Raw genomic sequence first — 18,782 nt, 5'->3', positions numbered from 1 at the left:
ATATCGGGTATCGGGTGTCTGGCGTCGCTGTAAAGCAAGTTGTCAGTATTATTTACAATCTACAATCCCGGCCGACTATTGAACATGCGCGTGCGGGCGTTCTCGATATGACCGCGCATGGCGCGGCGCGCCCCTTCGGCGTCTTGCACGCGGATCAGCTCGAAGATCTGGCGGTGCTCGTCCATGGCGTCCTGCGAGCGCTTCCAGGGCGCGATATGCATCAGGTGGCGCAGCATGTTGACGGCATGGCTGACATCGTATTCCAGCGTCTTCATCACCTGCACGAAGCGCAGGTTGCCAGTGGCCGTGGCAATGGCTTCATGGAAGCCGAAATCGTAATGGTGGGCGATGCCGCCCACCCGGTTGGCCGCTTCGAACCCTTCCAGGAGGCGCTCCATCCTGTCCAGGTCCTGGCGGTTGCGGCGCAGCGCGGCCATGGCGGCGCATTCGGGCTCGATCACCAGGCGCAGTTCCAGGCCGTTCATGATGTGGCCGATGCGGGTCTCGGGTTCCGCCCCGGGCTGGGCCGGGGCCAGCCCGGGCTTTTCCTTCACATAGGTGCCGGAACCGCGCAGCGATTCCACCAACTGGTCTTCGCGCAGCCGGTCCAGCGCCTGCCGCACCACCGGGCGCGAGACCTCGAAGAGCGTGGCCAGGTCGTTTTCCGAAGGCAGCTTGCTGCCCACCGTGATGCGGCCTTCCACGATGGCATGGAACAGGGTTTCATACACTCGTTCGGCAAAGCGCTCAGGACGTACCGGCCCGAGACCGGCTGCGGCCAGGTTCAGGATGTCGCTGGATGCGCCGGCGCGCGCCGGCTTGCTGGTGTTGGGCATCGATTCGGTCTTTCCGGGGTGGCTACTGTACTGTTGCGCATGGTAGCGGATTTGCCGGGTAAGCGGCCAGTCATGCAGGGCAGGCAGTCAGCAAAGTAGTAAATTCAATTGACAGCTTGTCTGCACTGGCTTAGATTGACTCCCCAGAAAAACCAACAAGATCCAGGAGACAAGCCCTCGCCGACCGTCTGCGACCCCCGCGTCTGTGGCCGGGCCGTGGCGATTCTGCGCCCCTGCCTGCCGCCCTGCTGCTCTTGTTGCGTCCCCACCTCCAGCCACCAAGGAACGCACCGCCATGAAACAGCACTTCATCGCCAACCGCTGGGTCGCGCCCACCTCGGGCGAAAGCATCCCCGTCCTCGATCCCTCCGACGGCCAGCCCTTCGACGCCATCGCACGCGGCAACGCCACCGACATCGACCAGGCCGTGAGGGCCGCCCGGCTTGCCTATGAGGGCGCCTGGGGCAGGCTTTCCGCCGCCGAGCGCAGCCGCTTGCTGATGAAGCTGGCCTACAAGCTCCAGGATCACCAGGAAGAACTGGCCCAGCTGGAAGGCCGCGACTGCGGCAAGCCCATGAAGCAGGCCCGCGCCGACGCCGCCGCCATCGTGCGCTACTTCGAGTTCTACGCCGGCGCTGCCGACAAGCTGCATGGCGACACCATCCCCTACCAGGCCGGCTACACGGTCCTGACCCTGCGCGAACCGCATGGCGTGACCGGCCATATCGTGCCCTGGAACTACCCGATGCAGATCTTCGGGCGCTGCGTGGGCGGCGCCCTGGCCGCCGGCAATACCTGCGTGGTCAAGCCGGCCGAGGATGCCTGCCTGTCCATCCTGCGGGTGGCCGAGCTGGCCGCCGAAGTCGGTTTCCCCGAGGGCGCACTCAACATCGTGACCGGCTATGGCCACGAGGCGGGTGACCTGCTGGTCAAGCATCCCGATGTCAACCACATCTCCTTCACCGGTTCGCCCAATGTCGGCAAGCTGGTGGTGCGCGCCGCCGCCGAGCATCACACGCCGGTGACGCTGGAGCTGGGCGGCAAGTCGCCGCAGATCGTCTTCGAGGACGCCGACATGGAGGCCATGTTGCCAGTGGTGGTCAACGCCATCGTGCAGAACGCTGGCCAGACCTGTTCGGCCGGCAGCCGCCTGCTGGTGCAGCGCGGGGCCTATGAACAGGTGCTGGAGCGGCTCTCGGGATTGTTCTCGCAGTTGCAGGTCGGGTCTTCGCAGATGGACCTGGATTGTGGTCCGCTGATCCGCAAGACCCAGCAGGAACGCGTGGCCGGCTTCCTCTCGGATGCGCAGCGCGATGGCATCGCACTGGCGGCACAGGGCAAGATCGCCGCCGGCGTGCCGACTGGCGGCTTCTACCAGGCGCCGGCCCTGCTGCGCGACGTGCCGCCGCGCCATCGCCTGGCCCAGGAAGAAGTCTTCGGTCCGGTGCTGGCGGCCATGCCCTTCGAGGATGAAGCCCACGCCATCGCCCTGGCCAATGGCACCGACTATGGCCTGGTGGCCAGCGTCTGGACCCGCGACGGTGGCCGCCAGATGCGGCTGGCGCGGGCCATCCGCAGCGGCCAGGTCTTCATCAACAACTATGGCGCCGGCGGCGGCGTGGAACTGCCCTTCGGCGGCGTGAAGGCCAGCGGCCACGGGCGCGAGAAAGGCTTCGAGGCGCTCTATGGCTTTACGGTCTTGAAGACCATTGCCATCCGCCACGGCTGATATCGGTTCAACCCAACACGCAATCCGTGGCGCCATCACCCACCTACCGTTCGTCCTGAGCAGGCCCTTTCAGGGCCGTATCGCAGGCTAGCCGTCGGTGCGCCAGATTCTTTCGTACTTTCTTTCAAGGAGACACATCATGCGTTTGCAAGACAAGGTAGCCATCGTCACCGGTGGCGGTTCGGGTTTCGGTGAGGGCATCGCCAAGGCCTATGCCCGCGAAGGCGCGGCCATCGTGGTGGCCGATATCGGCGAGGCCGGCGGCCTGCGGGTGGTGGAAGAGATCAAGGCGGCCGGCGGCCGTGCGGTCTTTGCCAAGGCCGACGTCTCCAAGCGCGCCGACATGGACCAGTTGCTGGCCACCGCCCTGGAGCACTTCGGCAAGCTCGACATCGTCGTCAACAACGCCGGCACCACCCACCGCAACCGCCCCATGCTGGAAGTAGAAGAAGACGAATTCGACCGCGTCTATGCCGTCAATGTGAAAAGCATCTTCCTCTCGGCCAAGACCTTCGTGCCCTACTTCCGCCAGGTGGGCGGCGGCGCGTTCATCAACATCGCTTCCACGGCCGGCATCCGTCCGCGTCCGGGCCTGACCTGGTACAACGGCAGCAAGGGCGCCGTCATCACCACCAGCAAGTCCATGGCCGCTGAGCTGGGTCCGGACAAGATCCGGGTCAACTGCGTGAACCCGGTCATCTCGGCCACGGGCCTGCTCTCGGAATTCATGGGCGTGCCCGACACCCCGGAAAACCGCAAGAAGTTCGTCGCCACCATCCCCATGGGTCGCTTCTCCACCCCTGAAGACATCGCCAATGCCTGCCTTTACCTGGGTTCGGACGAGGCCGAGTTCGTTACCGGGGTGTGCATCGAGGTCGATGGCGGACGTTGTGTTTAACCGTATTTAACTGTGTTCAATAGGGTCGAAGTGTAAAAAACTTCATGCCAGCGGTGAGGATAATGATTTGACAATGCCCTCACCGCCACTACAATGCTGGGCACCGCCAACCGGTCACAAAGAACCGGCAACGCAGAACAACGACACGTCAAACAACATCTGGAGCGAGACATGAGCTACCAAGCAGGCGCAGCCGCCGACGGCGCACGCGCATCCTTCGAAGACGCGACCTACAGCAAGGTCACCTGGCGGCTGTTGCCGCTGCTGTTCCTGTGCTATGTGGCTTCCTACCTGGACCGGGTCAACGTCGGCTTTGCCAAGCTGCAGATGCTGCAGGACCTGAAGTTCAGCGACACCGTCTACGGCCTGGGCGCGGGCATCTTCTTCCTGGGTTACTTCGTCTTCGAAGTGCCCAGCAACATGATCCTGCACAAGGTCGGCGCGCGCCTGTGGATCGCCCGCATCATGATTACCTGGGGCATCATCTCCGGGGCCATGGCCTATGTCACCACGCCGGAGATGTTCTACATCATGCGTTTCCTGCTGGGGGTGGCCGAGGCCGGCTTCTTCCCGGGCGTGATCCTGTACCTGACCTACTGGTATCCGGCCGCCCGGCGCGGCAAGATCACGGCGCTCTTCATGACCGGCATCGCCCTCTCGGGCGTGATCGGCGGCCCGCTGTCGGGCTGGATCATGCATGCCATGCCGGGCGTGTGGGGCCATACCGGCTGGCAGTGGATGTTCATCCTGGAGGCGATTCCCTCGCTGATCCTGGGCGTGATGGTGATCCTCTACATGAAGGACCGCATCCGTGACGCCGACTGGCTCAGCGAAGAAGAAAAACGCCTGCTGGAAGCCAACATCAGCCACGAAGAAAGCCAGAAGGAACACCTGTCGCTGGGCGCCATGTTCGCCAATGGCCGGGTCTGGCTGGGTGCGCTGATCTACTTCTGCTTCGTGATGGGCCTGTATGGCGTGAGCTTCTGGCTGCCGACCATCATCAAGGCCACTGGCGTGAGCGATCCCCTCAACGTAGGCCTGTTGACGGCCATCCCCTACGCCTTTGCCGCGGCCGCCATGGTCCTCATCGGCCGCAGCGCCGACGCCCGCCGCGAGCGCCGCTGGCACGTGGCCATCCCGGCCTTCATCGGCTGCATCGGCCTGTTGCTGTCCACCCAGTATGGCCACAACACCACCCTGGCCATGGCCTCGCTGACGCTGGCCAGCGTCGGCATCCTGACTACCCTGCCGCTGTTCTGGAGCCTGCCGACGGCTTTCCTGTCGGGCACCGCCGCCGCAGCCGGGATCGCGCTGATCAATTCGCTGGGCAACCTGGCCGGCTTCGTCAGCCCCTTCCTGGTGGGCTGGTTGAAGGACGCCACCCAGAGCACCAATGCCGGCATGTACGTGCTGGCCGCTTCGCTGGTCATCGGCGGCCTGCTCACGCTGACGCTGCCGGCCAAGCTGGTCAATCGATGACCCAATAGCGTCATGAGGCAGGAAGGACGGCGGCGCCACGGGGCCGCCGTTTTTTCATGGGTGCGCGCCGGACTGCGGGTCCAGCAAGGCCTGCATGGCCTGCCGCACCACTTCGGCGTGGGCCGCCTGTGGTCCCATACGCTGGCGCTGCTGCGCGATCAAGGCATCCACGCGGGCGCGATCGCCGTGGCAGAGTTCCACCATCCGCGCCATCATCTCCAGATAGCCTTCGGGATCGTGCAGCGGCAGGTCGTCGCGTTCCACGTAGCGCTGCCAGGCGCGGTCAGCGGCGTAGCAGGCCAGGACGGCCAGACAGATCAGGATGAGCCAGGTCAGCATGGCAAGCTCGCAGGAATGAAAGCTGGATTCTGGCGCGCCGCTGCGGGTGGACGCCATCGCCAGCGCGTGAGAAAAACCCTTCGATTGCCCCTCAGAGCGCCAGCCACTCCCGCTGTACCGTCTCCTGCGCGCTCAGGCCTGTCGGCGTCCCCTCAAAGACCATCTCGCCCCGTCCCATCACATAGACCCGCTGGGACAGCTCCAGCGCCAGCGCCTGCTTCTGTTCCACCAGCAGCACCGCGACGCCGCGCGTGCGCAGTTCTTGCAAGGCCCGCGCCACCTGCTCCACCATCTGCGGCGCCAAGCCTTCGGTAGGCTCGTCCACCAGCAGCAAGGAAGGATTGCCCAGCAGTGCGCGGCCCAGCGCCAGCATCTGCTGCTCGCCGCCCGAGAGCGCAGCGGCGGCGACCTGCCGGCGCTTGTAGAGCGCCGGGAACAGCGCATGGATATCGTCCTCGCACCAGCCCCGCCCCGGCTGGGGACCAGGCTTGCGGCCCAGTAACAGGTTCTGGGCCACGCTCAGGGTCGGGAAGACTTCGCGGCTTTCAGGCACGTAGCCCATGCCAAGGCGGGCGATGGCGTGGGTGGGCAGCCCGCTGATGTCTCGGCCCTCGAAGCGGCAATCACCCCGGCTGGGCAACAGTCCCATCAAGGCCTTGAGCAGCGTCGAACGGCCCGCGCCGTTGCGACCGAGAATGCTGACGATCTCGCCGCGCTGGACGGTGAGATCGACGCCATGCAGCACACGGCTGTGGCCATAACCGGCCTGCAGGCCGGTCACGGAGAGCAGAAGGCTGGTCTTATCCATGGCGACGACGATCCAGATAGAGGGCTTGCACGTCTTCATTGGCACGGATGCGTGGGGCCGTGTCGCAGGCGATCACCCGGCCATTGTCCATGACCGCGATGCGGTCGGCCAGGTCGAAGACGACTTGCATGTCGTGCTCCACCATCAGCAAGGTCTTGCCCATGGTGACCTCGCGGATCAGCGCCACCATGGCCGCACTCTCGGCCCGGCTCATGCCCGCCGTGGGCTCATCGAGCAGGATCACCGAGGCGTCGGCGGCGATGGTGACGGCCAGTTCCAGGGCGCGCTGCTCGGCATAGCTCAGCTCACCGGCGGCCACATCGGCGCGGGCGGCCAGCCCGACCTGCTGCAATACCGTCAGCGCACGCGCGCTGGCCTCATGCGAACCACCCATGCGACGCCAGAAGGCATAGCGATAGCCCAGCGTCCACAACAGCGCGCAGCGCACATTCTCGAAGGCCGACAGGCGCGGGAACAGGCTAGTGATCTGGAAGCTGCGCGCCAGCCCCAGGCGGTTGATCTGCTGCGGCGACTGGCGCGTGATGTCCACCCCATGCAGCGTGATCCGTCCGGCATCGGCGCGATAGCGCCCCGAGACCAGATGGAAGAGACTGGACTTGCCGGCGCCATTGGGGCCGATCAGCGCGCAGCGCTCGCCCGCCCGCAACTCCAGATCCACGCCGCGCAGGATGGGGCTGCCGTCGAAGGCCTTGTGCAGGCCTTGCAGCGACAGGGCGACTGCCGCAATCATGACCGCCCTCCCTGGCGCCGCCAGCAGCACAGCGCCGCCACGCCGCCCGACATCAGCAGCAAGGCGGTCATCCAGGGTAGCGGCGCATGCACATCGACAGTCCAGCCCCACCAGCGCAGGGGCGCCTCGGCCAGGCTGCCCAGGCTGGCCTGGTAGGCCATTTCGGTGGCCAGCACCAGCCCGGCCAGCACCGGCAGCGCCGCCGCCAGCCAGGCGGTGGCGCGCACGGCCATGCGGGTGTCGAATGCGCCGCTGCGCAGGATGCGCCAGCCCTGGTCGATCAGGCTGGCCAGCCCGCCCGGGGCGGTCATGACGATGAGGATGAAGAAGGCGCCCAGGTAGAACTGCCAGGCTTGCGTATAAGCCGACAGCCAGGACGAGAACAGCACGCCCACCACGCCCCCGACGATGGGGCCATAGAAGTAGGCGCTGCCGCCGATGAAGGTAAAGAGCAGGATCGCGCCCGAGCGCAGCGCGCCCACGTACTCGGCGCTGACGATCTCGAAATTGATGGCCGACAGCCCGCCCGAGACCCCGGCGAAGAAGGCCGAGAGGATCAGCGCCAGGTAGCGCACCCGCTGCGGATCGTAGCCGATGAAGGCGGCGCGTTCGGGGTTGTCGCGCACGGCATTGAGGATGCGGCCCAGTGGCGTAGCGCGCAGCGCCCAGATGGCGATGGCGCACACCAGCAGCCAGCCGGCAATGAGGTAATAGACCTGGATCTGCGGCCCATAGCTGATGCCCAGCACCGGCTCGCCGATGACGCGGTTGCCGGAAATGCCGCCCTCACCGCCGAACACCTCGGGAAACATCAGCACGCAGGCCGACACCAGCTCCACCAGCCCCAGCGTGATCATGGCGAAGGTGGTCCCGGCCCGGCGCGTGGTCAGGTAGCCCAGCAGCACGCCGCACAGCGCGCCGGTGAGCCCGCCGGCCAGCGGCACCAGGGTCATGGGAAAGGCCAGCGCGCCCTCAGCCATGCGGTTCATCAAGTGGATGGCCCCGAAGGCGCCCAGGCCCGAATAGACGGCATGCCCAAAGGAGAGCATGCCGCCCTCGCCCAGCAGCATGTTGTAGGACAGGCAGAGCAAGACCATCGTCCCCATCTGCGAGAGCAGCGACAAGGCCGCACTCTGCGGGAAGACCAGCGGTGCGGCCAGCAGCACCAGCGCAAAGCCCAGCCAGGGCAGCAGGAGACGCTTCATCCTCATCCCTCCCGCTGGCCCATGAGCCCCTTGGGCCGCACAATCAGCATCACCACCAGCAACAGGTAGGGCAGCACCGGCGCGACCTGGGCCAGCGTCAGGCGCAGCAGCGGCGCCAGCGCGCTGTCCGGGGCCACACTCAGGCCAAGGCTGGCCAGCGAGACATCCAGCGCCACCGCGAAGGTCTGCATCATGCCGATCAAGAGCGAAGTGATGAAGGCCCCGGCCAGCGAACCCAGGCCGCCTACCACCACCACCACGAAGATGATGCTGCCCACGGCGGCGGCCATGCCCGGCTCGGTGACGAAGGCATTGCCGCCGATCACGCCAGCCAGCGCCGCCAACGCGCAGCCGCCGCCAAAGACCAGCATGAACACGCGTGGTACGTTGTGGCCAAGCGCCTCGACCATCTGCGGATGGGTCAGCGCCGCCTGGATCACCAGGCCGATGCGGGTATGCCGCAGCAGCAGCCACAGGGCCAGCAGCATCAAGGCCGCCACCAGCAGCATGAAGCCGCGATAGACCGGGAAGGCCGTCGTATAGAGCGTGAAGAGCGTGCCATCCAGTGCAGGCGGGATGCGGTAAGGCACCGGTGAGCGGCCCCAGACCAGTTGCACCAGCTCCACCACCAGATAGGACAGCCCAAAGGTGAAGAGCAGCTCCGGCACATGGCCATAGCGATGCACGATGCGCAGGCCGTAATGCTCCACCAGCGCGCCGGCCACGCCCACCACCAGCGGCGCGATCAGCAGCGCCGGCCAGAAGCCCAGTACACCGGCAATCGCATAGGCGACATAGGCCCCCAGCATGTAGAAACTGGCATGGGCGAAGTTGGGCACGCCCATCATGCTGTAGATGAGCGTCAGGCCCGATGACAGCAGGAACAGCAGGAAGCCGTAGCCCAGGCCATTGAGGAAGGTGATCAGCGCGAATTCCAAATTGCCAGCCTTGCCGCGAGAAGTCCGGCCAGAGGCGGCCGGGATGAAAAGTGGAGCGATCCTATGGGATTCGCGCTTCTCTGTCAAAATAGCGCATTGCGCCCGGCTTCGGGCTCCACTGGCTGCCCATGACTCTTCCCTCCCCTCGTCCCTATCCGCTGCCCCCGTTCGGCAACCGCTTTGCCGAGCTGCCCCCGGCTTTCCATACCCGGCTGCAACCTACGCCCCTGCCCGCGCCCTATCTGGTCGGCTTCAGCGAAGACGCCGCCGCCAGCATTGCCTTGCCGCGCCCGCAGGCCGATGATGGCGATTTCCTCGATATCTTTGCCGGCAACCGCATCGCGCCGGGCTCCACACCGCTTTCGGCGGTGTATTCGGGCCACCAGTTCGGCGTCTGGGCCGGCCAGCTGGGCGATGGCCGCGCCATCACGCTGGGCGACCTGCCCGCCGCCGATGGTGCAGGCCGCATCGAGCTGCAGCTCAAGGGCGCAGGCCCGACCCCCTATTCGCGCATGGGCGATGGCCGCGCCGTGCTGCGCTCCTCGATCCGTGAATTCCTCTGCTCGGAAGCCATGGCCGCCCTCGGCATCCCCACCACCCGGGCGCTGACCGTGATCGGCTCGGACCAGCGCGTGCTGCGCGAGACTGCCGAGACCGCCGCCGTGGTCACCCGCATGGCGCCCAGCTTCATCCGCTTCGGCTCCTTCGAACACTGGTACTACAACCAGCGCTTCGACGACCTGAAGCTGCTGGCCGATACGGTGCTGGAACAGTTCTATCCCGAACTGCTGCAGGCAGGCAACCCCTATGCCGCCCTGCTCAAGGAAGTCACCCGCCGCACCGCCACGCTGATGGCGCAATGGCAGGCGGTGGGCTTCATGCATGGGGTGATGAATACGGACAACATGTCCATCCTGGGCCTGACGCTGGACTACGGCCCCTTCGGCTTCATGGAAGCCTTCGATGCGCGCCACATCTGCAACCACACCGACAGCCAGGGCCGCTACAGCTACCAGATGCAGCCGCGCATCGGCCAGTGGAACTGCTTTGCGCTGGGCCAGGCCATGCTGCCGCTGATCGGCACGGTGGAAGAGACCGAGGCCGCGCTGGCCGATTACGAAGCCATCTTCCAGGCGCAGCACGAGGCCCTGTTGCGGGCCAAGCTCGGCCTGCGCACGCGCCAGCCTGAGGACGAGCAACTGATCGAGGCCATGTTTGCCATCCTGCAGGCCAACCACGTCGATTTCACGCTGTTCTTCCGTCGCCTGGGCGACTTGCAGATCGGCAATGCCGCCCATGACGAAGGCCTGCGCGACCTCATCCTGGACCGCCCCGCCTTCGACGCCTGGGCCACGCAATACCGCGCCCGCCTGCGCGCCGAAGACAGCGACGACCAGGCGCGCCGGCTTGCAATGCATGCGGTCAACCCCAAATACGTGCTACGCAATTACCTCGCCCAGGTCGCCATCGAGCGCGCGCAACAGAAGGATTTCAGCGAGGTGGCGCGCCTGCAGTCCATCCTGCGCCACCCCTTCGATGAGCAGCCCGAACACGACAAGTACGCCGACCTGCCGCCCGACTGGGCCAGCCATCTGGAAGTGAGCTGTTCTTCCTGAGCCGCCCACATCGCCCCACATTGCCCTCATCAACAAGGAGCCAAGCATGACCAAACGCGTAGAAAAGACCGAAGCCCAGTGGCGCGAACAACTGGACCCGCTGGAATACCAGGTCACCCGCGAAGCCGCCACCGAGCGCGCCTTCACCGGCCGCTACTGGGACCACCACGAGGCCGGCACCTACACCTGCGTGTGCTGCGACACCCCGCTCTTCACCTCGGACGCCAAGTTCGATTCCGGCTGCGGCTGGCCCAGCTACTTCGAACCCATCGACCCGGCCAACGTACGCGAGAAAGTGGACCGCAGTTATGGCATGATTCGCACCGAGATCATCTGCAACGTCTGCGACGCCCACCTGGGCCACGTCTTCCCCGACGGCCCGCCGCCGACCGGACTGCGCTACTGCATCAATTCGGCTTCGCTGCGTTTCGACCCGGCGTGAGCCGACCCTCCGCACTATTTTTATTGACTCACTGAAGAAGCCCAACCGATGAAGTTCCTGTTCGACCTGTTCCCCGTCATCCTGTTTTTCGGCGTCTTCAAATGGGCCGAGGGCCATCCCTCGGCCGCCCAGGACCTGGTCATGCAATACCTGGGCGGGGCCATGTCGGCCGGCGCCGTCACGGCTGCGCAAGCGCCTATCCTGCTCTCCACGGCGGTAGCCATCGTTGCTTCGCTGGGCCAGATCGCCTGGCTGCTGTTGCGCCGGCGCAAGGTCGACGCGATGTTGTGGGTCTCGCTGGCCATCATCGTGGTCTTTGGCGGCGCCACCATCTATTTCCGTGATGACACCTTCATCAAGTGGAAGCCCACCATTCTCTACTGGGCCTTCGGCCTGGCCCTGCTGGTGTCGCAGCTGTTCATGAAGAAGAACCTGATCCGCGTGATGATGGAAAAGCAGGTCAGCCTGCCCGAACCGGTCTGGCCACGTCTGAATCTGGCCTGGATCGTCTTCTTTGCGGTCATGGGCGTGCTCAATCTCTACATCGCCTTCAACTACCCGCTCGACACCTGGGTCAACTTCAAGATGTTCGGCAGCATGGGGCTGATGTTCGCCTTCATCATCGGCCAGAGCCTGTTCCTGTCCAAGTACATGAAGGATGAGCAATGAGCGCTGCGGATACCCGGGTGCAACGCATTACCGAGCGCCTGACTGCAACTTTCTCGCCGCAGGTCTGTCTGGTCGAGGATGAGTCTGCCCAGCATGCCGGTCATGCCGGTGCAGCCTCTGGCGGAGGACATTACAGGATCCGCCTGGTTTCCGACTTGTTCGAGGGCAAAAATCGGTTGAACCGCCATCGGCTGGTGTATGATTGCCTGTCCGACCTGATGCAGCAGGAGATCCACGCGCTGGCCATAGTGGCGCTCTCGCCGTCAGAGGCAACGAACTGAGACCAAGAACAAAGACCGACGCCTGCTTATCAAGCCCCTCCTGTTTTTCTTCTCCGTTTTGATTCATTCCTTTCTTTTCTAGGATTCAACAATGACATTCAAACCTGCTCGTCTGCTGGTGCTGCTGTTCGCAATCGCTTCCATCCCGGCCTTCGCTCAGAACCTGGCCGTGGTCAACGGCAAGGCGATTCCCTCCTCCCGCGCCGAACTGATGGTCAAGCAGATGACTGCACAAGGCCAGCCTGACAGCCCGCAGCTGCGCGGCGCCATCAAGGAAGAGCTGATCAACCGCGAAATCCTGATGCAGGAAGCCGACAAGCAAGGCCTGGCCAACAGCACCGACGTCAAGAACCAGCTGGAACTGGCCCGCCAGTCCATCGTCATCCGCGCCCTGATCGCTGACTACCTGAAGAAGAACCCGGTCTCGGACGCCGACATCAAGGCTGAATACGACAAGTTCAAGGCCCAGGCCGGCGACAAGGAATACCACGCCCGCCACATCCTGGTGGACAAGAAGGAAGACGCCGAAGCCATCATCGCCAAGCTCAAGGCTGGCACCAAGTTCGAAGACCTGGCCAAGCAGTCCAAGGACACCGGTTCGGCAGCCAATGGCGGCGACCTGGACTGGGCAACCCCGGCCTCGTTCGTCAAGCCTTTCTCCGACGCCATGGTCGCCCTGAAGAAGGGTGAAGTCACCCCGACTCCGGTGCAGACCCAGTTCGGCTGGCACGTGATCAAGCTGGAAGACGTGCGTCCGGCCAAGGTCCCGACCCTGGACGAAGTCAAGCCGCAGATCGCTGAAGCCCTGCAACAGAAGAAGCTGCAGGCTTACCAGGAACAACTGCGCGCCAAGGCCAAGGTGCAATAAGCCCTTGGCATGAGGGAAGGCCCTCGCCTTCCCTGCTGCAAGCTTCACCTTCCATGCCCGGCCAGGTCCTGCCTGCCGGGCATGTTGCATTTTAGCTACGCTTCCTGTCGATGGGAGATGAAGAAAATCGCTGAAAAGGGCCCAAAAACCGCCTCGAGACGCCTCGGAGCGCCAGCGCCGGGCGGCTGGAAAGCCGCGCCACAGGCCATAGAGAGAATTTTTCTTTATAAAAAATAGACCGGCTGATTTTTCCCGCTGAGAATTTATTCTATAAATAATTATAAAAAAAAGAATTTCTCTGCACCAAATCGCGCATTTTGCGAACCGTCGTTCTGATATTCTTCATCCCTGTTCCAAATAGGGACAGGTTGCATTTCCCATCAGATCCAACAACAAGGGAGTGCAGCCATATAAGACGTGACGGGGAGGGGCACACAAGGTCGCTCCATGGCGTCATGACAAACACAACATCGTGGTTTCAGGAGAAATACCTATGAAGAAGAGTTCCCTGCTGCTGCTGGCAGCTGGCTTGACCAGCGGCGGTGCGGCATTTGCCCAATCCAACGTCACCATCTACGGCATCGTCGATACCAGCATCCATTACCTGAGCAACGCCAATGCCCAGGGCAACAGCAATGTGCGCATGGATAACGGCGCTATCGCCAACAGCCGCATCGGCTTCAAGGGTACGGAAGACCTGGGCGGTGGCCTGAAGGCCATGTTCCAGCTGGAAAACGGTTTCAGCAGCGACACCGGCGCCATGCAACAAGGCGGCTCGCTGTTCGGCCGTCAATCCTGGGTTGGCCTGCAAGGCGGCTTTGGCAAGGTTCGCGTGGGTCGCCAGAACACCCCTCTGTTCGACCTGCTGGCAGACCACTTTGACCCGCTGACCGTGGGCAACTACGCCAGCAACTCCTGGCTGCCTGCCGCTGCCTCTTTGGTGCGTAGCCCCAACATGCTGCGTTACGACGGCGATTTCGGTCCGGTCGCAGCTTCGGCCAGCTGGGCCTTCGGCGAAAAAGCTGGCTCGGTCCGCACTGGCAGCCAGTTCAGCAGCGCCCTGCGTTACACCGCAGGTCCGCTGGCGCTCGGCGGCGGTTACCAACAGACTGTGAGCAGCACTAATTCCAGCCTCAAGCACACCACCTGGAACTTGTCGGCCTCTTATGATTTCGGCGTCGCCAAGGTCTTCGGCGGCTGGCTCAACATCAAGGACGACAGCGGCCTGACCGGCTCGGTGATGGCTGCCGACGGCGATGTCAGCAATGGATGGACGACTGCCGGAGCTGCAAACAACGGCAGCACTGGCGTCAAGCGCAAGGACAATGGTTTCTTCCTGGGCTCCAGCTACAAGGCCACCAACGCTCTGACGCTGACTGGCGCGTTCTACTATGACCGCAGCAAGAATGTCTCTTATGTGAGCACCGGCAACGTCGGCGACGGCAAGCGTTACACCCTGGTCGGCTGGGCTGACTATGCCCTGTCCAAGCGCACCCAGCTGTACACCACCATCGACTACAACAAGGCCAAGGACGCTGCCGTCTACGAGTTGACCAACTCGGCCAATGGCAAGAACAGCCTGACCACCGTCGGCGTGGGCATCCGTCACATCTTCTGATCTGCCTGAATGAGGCGCGCTCTTCCGGGAGCGTGTCTCTGCTGTTAAGGCATTCAGAAACAAAAAACGCAGTTCCTATTCGGAACTGCGTTTTTTTTCGCATGAATGCATGAATGTTTGCCGCGATGATCGCCCGGCGAACCGGGCAAGCATCGCACCACGCAAGCTACCGGCGCAGGATCAACCCACCCACTTGCGGGCATTACGGAACATGCGCATCCACGGCGAATCCTCGCCCCAGGACTCGGGATGCCAGGACTGCGTCACGGTGCGGAACACGCGCTCGGCGTGCGGCATCAGGACCGTGAAGCGGCCGTCCGGCGTGGTCACCGAGGTGATACCTTGCGGCGAGCCGTTCGGGTTGAACGGATAGGCTTCGGTGGCCGCGCCACGATGATCGACGTAACGCATGGCGACGATGGCCTTGTCGATATCACCAGTCTGCGAGAAGTCGGCGAAACCTTCACCGTGGGCGGTAGCGATCGGCGCCTGCGTGCCGGCCATGCCCTGCATGAAGATGGACGGCGAATCGGCCACTTCCACCATCACGAAACGCGCCTCGAACTGCTCGGACTTGTTACGGGTGAACTTGGGCCAGGCTTCGGCGCCGGGGATCATGGACTTCAGGTTGCTCATCATCTGGCAACCATTGCAGATACCCAGCGAGAAGGTGTCCTGGCGCTGGAAGAAGCGCGAGAACTGCTCGGCCAGTTGCGCATTGAACAGGATCGTCTTGGCCCAGCCTTCGCCCGCGCCCAGCACGTCACCGTAGGAGAAGCCGCCCACGGCGATGAAGCCCTTGAAGTCGTCCAGCTTGGCGCGATTGGCGATGAGGTCGCTCATGTGCACGTCCACCGCGGTGAAGCCGGCCTTGTGCATGGCATAGGCGGTCTCGATGTGCGAATTGACGCCCTGCTCGCGCAGGATCGCCACCTTGGGACGGGCCGCTGCGCCCAGCGACAGGTAAGGCGCGGCGATGTCTTCCTGCGGGTCGAAGCTCAGCTTGGGCGTCATGCCGGGATCGGTCGCGTCCAGCAGGCGATCGTATTCGGCATCGGCGCAGGCCGGGTTGTCGCGCAGGCGGGCGATGCGCCAGCTGGTTTCGCTCCAGACACGATGCAGCTCGGCGCGCGGCTGGCTGTAGATGTTCTTGGCGTCGCGCATGAATTCGATCACGTCGCGGTCATTGGGCTTGCCGATGATGTGACTGCACGCGCCCAGGTTGTAGCTGCGCAGCACGTTCATGACGTCCGACTTCTGCTCGGCCGGGACCTGGATCACGGCGCCCAGCTCTTCGCTGAACAGCGCGCGCAGGGTCAGTTCGTTGCGGCGCTCGGCCACTTGCGTGGTCCAGTTCTTGGAATCGCCCCAGTCGGCGGCGTGCTCGCCTTCCATGGTGAGGATGTCGAGGTTGACCGAGATGCCGGTATGGCCGGCAAAGGCCATTTCGGCCAGGGTCGCATACAGGCCACCGTCGGAACGGTCGTGGTAGGCCAGCAGACGGTCTTCGGTGTTCAGTTGCTGGATAGCGTTGAAGAAGGCCTTCAGGTCGTCAGCGCTATCCACGTCCGGGGTCTCGTTGCCGATCTGCTGCATCACCTGCGTGAGCGCCGAAGCGCCTATGCGGTTCTTGCCACGGCCCAGGTCGATCAGGATCAGGACGGTCTCGCCCTTGTCCTTGCGCAGTTGCGGGGTCAGCACGCGGCGCACGTCGGTCACTGGCGCAAAGCCGGAAACGATCAGCGACACCGGCGAGGTCACCGACTTGGCGCCCTCTTCATCGCTCCAGGTGCTGCGCATGGACAGCGAATCCTTGCCCACCGGGATGGACACGCCCAGCGCCGGGCACAGTTCCATGCCCACGGCCTTGACGGTATCGAACAGCGCGGCGTCCTGGCCGGGCTGGCCGCACGCCGCCATCCAGTTGGCCGAGAGCTTGATGTCGCCGATCTCGGCGATCGGTGCGGCGGCGATGTTGGTGATGGCTTCACCGACAGCCATGCGGCCCGAAGCCGGGGCGTCGATCACGGCCAGCGGGGTACGCTCGCCCATGGCCATGGCTTCGCCGCGATAGCCTTCCAGGCCCATGGCGGTCACGGCCACATCGGCCACCGGCACCTGCCAGGGACCGACCATCTGGTCGCGCACGGTCATGGCGCCCACGCTACGGTCGCCGATGGTGATCAGGAAGGACTTGTCGGCCACGGCCGGCAGACGCAACACGCGCTGGGCCACCTCCACCAGGTCCATGCCGGTCAGGTCAACCGGGGGCAACTGCTTCTCGACATGGGTCACATCGCGGTGCATCTTGGGCGGCTTGCCCAGCAGCACGTCCATGGGCATGTCCACCGGGCTGTTGTTGTGTTCGGGGTCGATCACCTTCAACTGGCGTTCTTCGGTGGCGGTACCGACCACGGCGAAGGGCGCGCGCTCGCGCTCGCACAGGTATTTGAACAGCTCCAGGTGTTCCGGCAGGATGGCCAGCACATAGCGTTCCTGGGATTCATTGCTCCAGATCTCGCGCGGGGCCAGGCCGCTTTCTTCCAGGGGCACTTTACGCAGATCGAAGATGGCGCCGCGCTTGGCGTCGTTGGTGATTTCCGGGAAGGCGTTGGACAGGCCGCCCGCACCCACGTCGTGGATGGACTGGATGGGGTTGTCGTCACCCAGCGCCCAGCAGGCGTTGATGACTTCCTGGGCGCGGCGTTCCATTTCCGGGTTGCCACGCTGCACCGAATCGAAGTCCAGGTCGGCCGCGTTCACGCCGGTGGCCATCGACGAGGCCGCGCCGCCGCCCATGCCGATGCGCATGCCGGGGCCGCCCAGCTGGATCAAGAGGCTACCGACCGGCAGGTCGTTCTTCTTGGTGTGCTTGGCCGAGATGTTGCCCATGCCGCCAGCGATCATGATGGGCTTGTGATAGCCCATGACCTGCCCGCCCACGTTCTGCTCGTAGGTACGGAAGTAACCGCCCAGGTTGGGACGGCCGAATTCATTGTTGAAGGCGGCGCCACCCAGGGGGCCGTCGATCATGATCTGCAGCGGCGACGCGATGCGCTCGGGCTTGCCGTAGATGCCGCCCTGGGCGTGGGCGTCGCGCTCGGCGACCGGCTGGGCCACGTCGCGGGCGTTTTCCCAAGGTTGCACGGCGTGGGTGACCATCAGGTTGGAGACGGTAAAGCCGGTCAGGCCGGCCTTGGGCTTGGAGCCGCGGCCGGTCGCACCTTCGTCGCGGATCTCGCCGCCGGCGCCGGTGGAAGCGCCCGGGAACGGGGAAATGGCGGTCGGGTGGTTGTGCGTCTCCACCTTCATCAGGATGTGGGTCAGCTCTTCCGAGGCTTCATACACGTTGCCCTTGATGGCGCCGCGCTGGTAAAAGCGCGAGACGGTAGCGCCTTCGATGATGGAGGAGTTGTCCGAATAGGCCACCACGGTGCCCTTGGGGGCGAGCTGGTGGGTGTTCTTGATCATGCCGAACAGCGACTTGTCCTGCTTCTGGCCATCGATGGTCCAGTCGGCGTTGAAGATCTTGTGGCGGCAGTGTTCGCTGTTGGCCTGGGCGAACATCATCAGTTCGACGTCGGTGGGGTTGCGCTGGGCCTTGGTGAAGGCTTCCACCAGATAATCGATCTCGTCATCCGACAGGGCCAGGCCCAGCTCGGTGTTGGCGCGTTCCAGCGCGGCGCGGCTGCCGCCGAGCACGTCCACGGACTCCAGCGGCTTGGCCTGCAGTTCGGAGAACAGGGCCGAGGCTTGCTGGGGATCGCGCAGCACGGTTTCGGTCATGCGGTCATGCAACAGTGCAGCCACGCCGGGGAGGCTGGCTTCATTGAGCTTCTTGGCGCCGCCCAGGAGGCCCGTCTTGACCTGCACGCGGAAGATGATGCCGCGTTCGACGCGATGGATGTGCGCCATGCCGCAGTTGCGCACGATGTCGGTGGCCTTGCTGGCCCAGGGCGAAATGGTGCCCAGGCGCGGGATGACGACGAAGGTCTCGCCGTCGTCGCTGCCATTGAAGGGGTCACCGTAAGTCAAGAGGCCATTCAGGCGCGCCTCGTCCTCCTGGGTCAGGGCCTGGGCGGCATCGACGAAATGCAGGTAGCGGCCGGACACGCCGGTGATGGCGGCGTCCACAGCTTGCAATTGGGTCAGGAGACGTTGGGTACGGAAAGCGGAAAGGGCATTGGAGCCCGGCAGGATCAGCATGGCGGAGTCGAGGCAGTTAGCTTGAATCGGGAAAACCGTCGCAGCAGCGCAGCAGGGATCGGTCCACCGGCACCGGCCAACCCGTCATGGCGCATTGCA

16 protein-coding genes are annotated in these 18,782 nt (G+C 64.3%); 9 read left to right on the top strand and 7 right to left on the bottom strand.

Going from position 1 to position 18,782, the window contains the following annotated elements:
* Positions 1–59: 59 nt before the first annotated feature.
* Positions 60–836 (bottom strand): FadR/GntR family transcriptional regulator, encoded by a 777-nt coding sequence (locus tag ACP92_RS11230; RefSeq protein ID WP_013234233.1) that lies wholly within the window; start codon positions 834–836, stop codon positions 60–62.
* A gap of 295 nt (positions 837–1,131) precedes the next feature.
* On the opposite strand from ACP92_RS11230, the gene ACP92_RS11225 reads away from it, so the two are divergent.
* From ACP92_RS11225 to ACP92_RS11215, 3 genes are all read left to right on the top strand, one after another.
* The gene (locus ACP92_RS11225) at positions 1,132–2,565 is read left to right on the top strand and encodes an aldehyde dehydrogenase family protein (RefSeq protein ID WP_013234232.1); all 1,434 of its coding nucleotides are present in this window, start codon (positions 1,132–1,134) and stop codon (positions 2,563–2,565) included.
* A 139-nt stretch (positions 2,566–2,704) separates the two neighbouring features.
* Positions 2,705–3,463: an SDR family oxidoreductase gene (locus ACP92_RS11220; protein WP_013234231.1), complete on the top strand. Its 759-nt coding sequence runs from the start codon at positions 2,705–2,707 to the stop codon at positions 3,461–3,463.
* A gap of 171 nt (positions 3,464–3,634) precedes the next feature.
* On the top strand, positions 3,635–4,942 hold the full coding sequence (locus ACP92_RS11215; RefSeq protein WP_013234230.1) for an MFS transporter: 1,308 nt from the start codon (positions 3,635–3,637) through the stop codon (positions 4,940–4,942).
* A 54-nt stretch (positions 4,943–4,996) separates the two neighbouring features.
* Here ACP92_RS11215 and ACP92_RS11210 read toward each other — a convergent pair whose 3' ends face one another.
* The 5 genes from ACP92_RS11210 to ACP92_RS11190 form a co-directional block, all read right to left on the bottom strand.
* A complete protein-coding gene (locus ACP92_RS11210) occupies positions 4,997–5,281 on the bottom strand; it encodes a hypothetical protein (protein WP_041311782.1) in 285 nt (94 codons plus the stop codon).
* Positions 5,282–5,372: 91 nt separating this feature from the next.
* A complete protein-coding gene (locus ACP92_RS11205) occupies positions 5,373–6,089 on the bottom strand; it encodes an ABC transporter ATP-binding protein (RefSeq protein WP_013234229.1) in 717 nt (238 codons plus the stop codon).
* Positions 6,082–6,840 carry an ABC transporter ATP-binding protein gene (locus ACP92_RS11200; RefSeq protein ID WP_013234228.1) on the bottom strand — a complete coding sequence of 253 codons (759 nt, stop codon included), beginning with the start codon at positions 6,838–6,840 and terminating at the stop codon, positions 6,082–6,084. Before ACP92_RS11200 ends, ACP92_RS11205 begins: the two co-directional genes overlap by 8 nt.
* Positions 6,837–8,045, bottom strand: a complete 1,209-nt coding sequence (locus tag ACP92_RS11195; protein WP_041310667.1) for a branched-chain amino acid ABC transporter permease — start codon at positions 8,043–8,045, stop codon at positions 6,837–6,839. The genes ACP92_RS11200 and ACP92_RS11195 overlap by 4 nt, the downstream gene beginning before the upstream one ends.
* Before the next feature lie 2 nt (positions 8,046–8,047).
* On the bottom strand, positions 8,048–8,983 hold the full coding sequence (locus ACP92_RS11190) for a branched-chain amino acid ABC transporter permease (RefSeq protein ID WP_013234226.1): 936 nt from the start codon (positions 8,981–8,983) through the stop codon (positions 8,048–8,050).
* A gap of 128 nt (positions 8,984–9,111) precedes the next feature.
* Between ACP92_RS11190 and ACP92_RS11185 the strand changes: the two genes are divergently transcribed.
* From ACP92_RS11185 to ACP92_RS11160, 6 genes are all read left to right on the top strand, one after another.
* Positions 9,112–10,599 (top strand): protein adenylyltransferase SelO, encoded by a 1,488-nt coding sequence (locus tag ACP92_RS11185; RefSeq protein ID WP_013234225.1) that lies wholly within the window; start codon positions 9,112–9,114, stop codon positions 10,597–10,599.
* A 46-nt stretch (positions 10,600–10,645) separates the two neighbouring features.
* Positions 10,646–11,041 carry a peptide-methionine (R)-S-oxide reductase MsrB gene (msrB, locus tag ACP92_RS11180; protein WP_013234224.1) on the top strand — a complete coding sequence of 132 codons (396 nt, stop codon included), beginning with the start codon at positions 10,646–10,648 and terminating at the stop codon, positions 11,039–11,041.
* Between the two features lie 48 nt (positions 11,042–11,089).
* Positions 11,090–11,710 (top strand): septation protein A, encoded by a 621-nt coding sequence (locus tag ACP92_RS11175; RefSeq protein WP_041310663.1) that lies wholly within the window; start codon positions 11,090–11,092, stop codon positions 11,708–11,710.
* A complete protein-coding gene (locus ACP92_RS11170; protein WP_013234222.1) occupies positions 11,707–11,991 on the top strand; it encodes a BolA family protein in 285 nt (94 codons plus the stop codon). Before ACP92_RS11175 ends, ACP92_RS11170 begins: the two co-directional genes overlap by 4 nt.
* Positions 11,992–12,082: 91 nt before the next feature.
* Entirely contained in the window at positions 12,083–12,859 is a 777-nt protein-coding gene (locus tag ACP92_RS11165; RefSeq protein WP_013234221.1) for a peptidylprolyl isomerase, read from the top strand.
* A gap of 493 nt (positions 12,860–13,352) precedes the next feature.
* The gene (locus ACP92_RS11160) at positions 13,353–14,477 is read left to right on the top strand and encodes a porin (protein WP_013234220.1); all 1,125 of its coding nucleotides are present in this window, start codon (positions 13,353–13,355) and stop codon (positions 14,475–14,477) included.
* Positions 14,478–14,657: 180 nt separating this feature from the next.
* Here ACP92_RS11160 and purL read toward each other — a convergent pair whose 3' ends face one another.
* Positions 14,658–18,683, bottom strand: a complete 4,026-nt coding sequence (gene purL, locus ACP92_RS11155) for a phosphoribosylformylglycinamidine synthase (protein ID WP_013234219.1) — start codon at positions 18,681–18,683, stop codon at positions 14,658–14,660.
* Between the last annotated feature and the right edge of the window lie 99 nt (positions 18,684–18,782).

The organism is Herbaspirillum seropedicae (genome assembly GCF_001040945.1).
Taxonomy (GTDB): domain Bacteria; phylum Pseudomonadota; class Gammaproteobacteria; order Burkholderiales; family Burkholderiaceae_D; genus Herbaspirillum; species Herbaspirillum seropedicae.
This window is presented reverse-complemented; position numbering and strand designations above follow the sequence as displayed.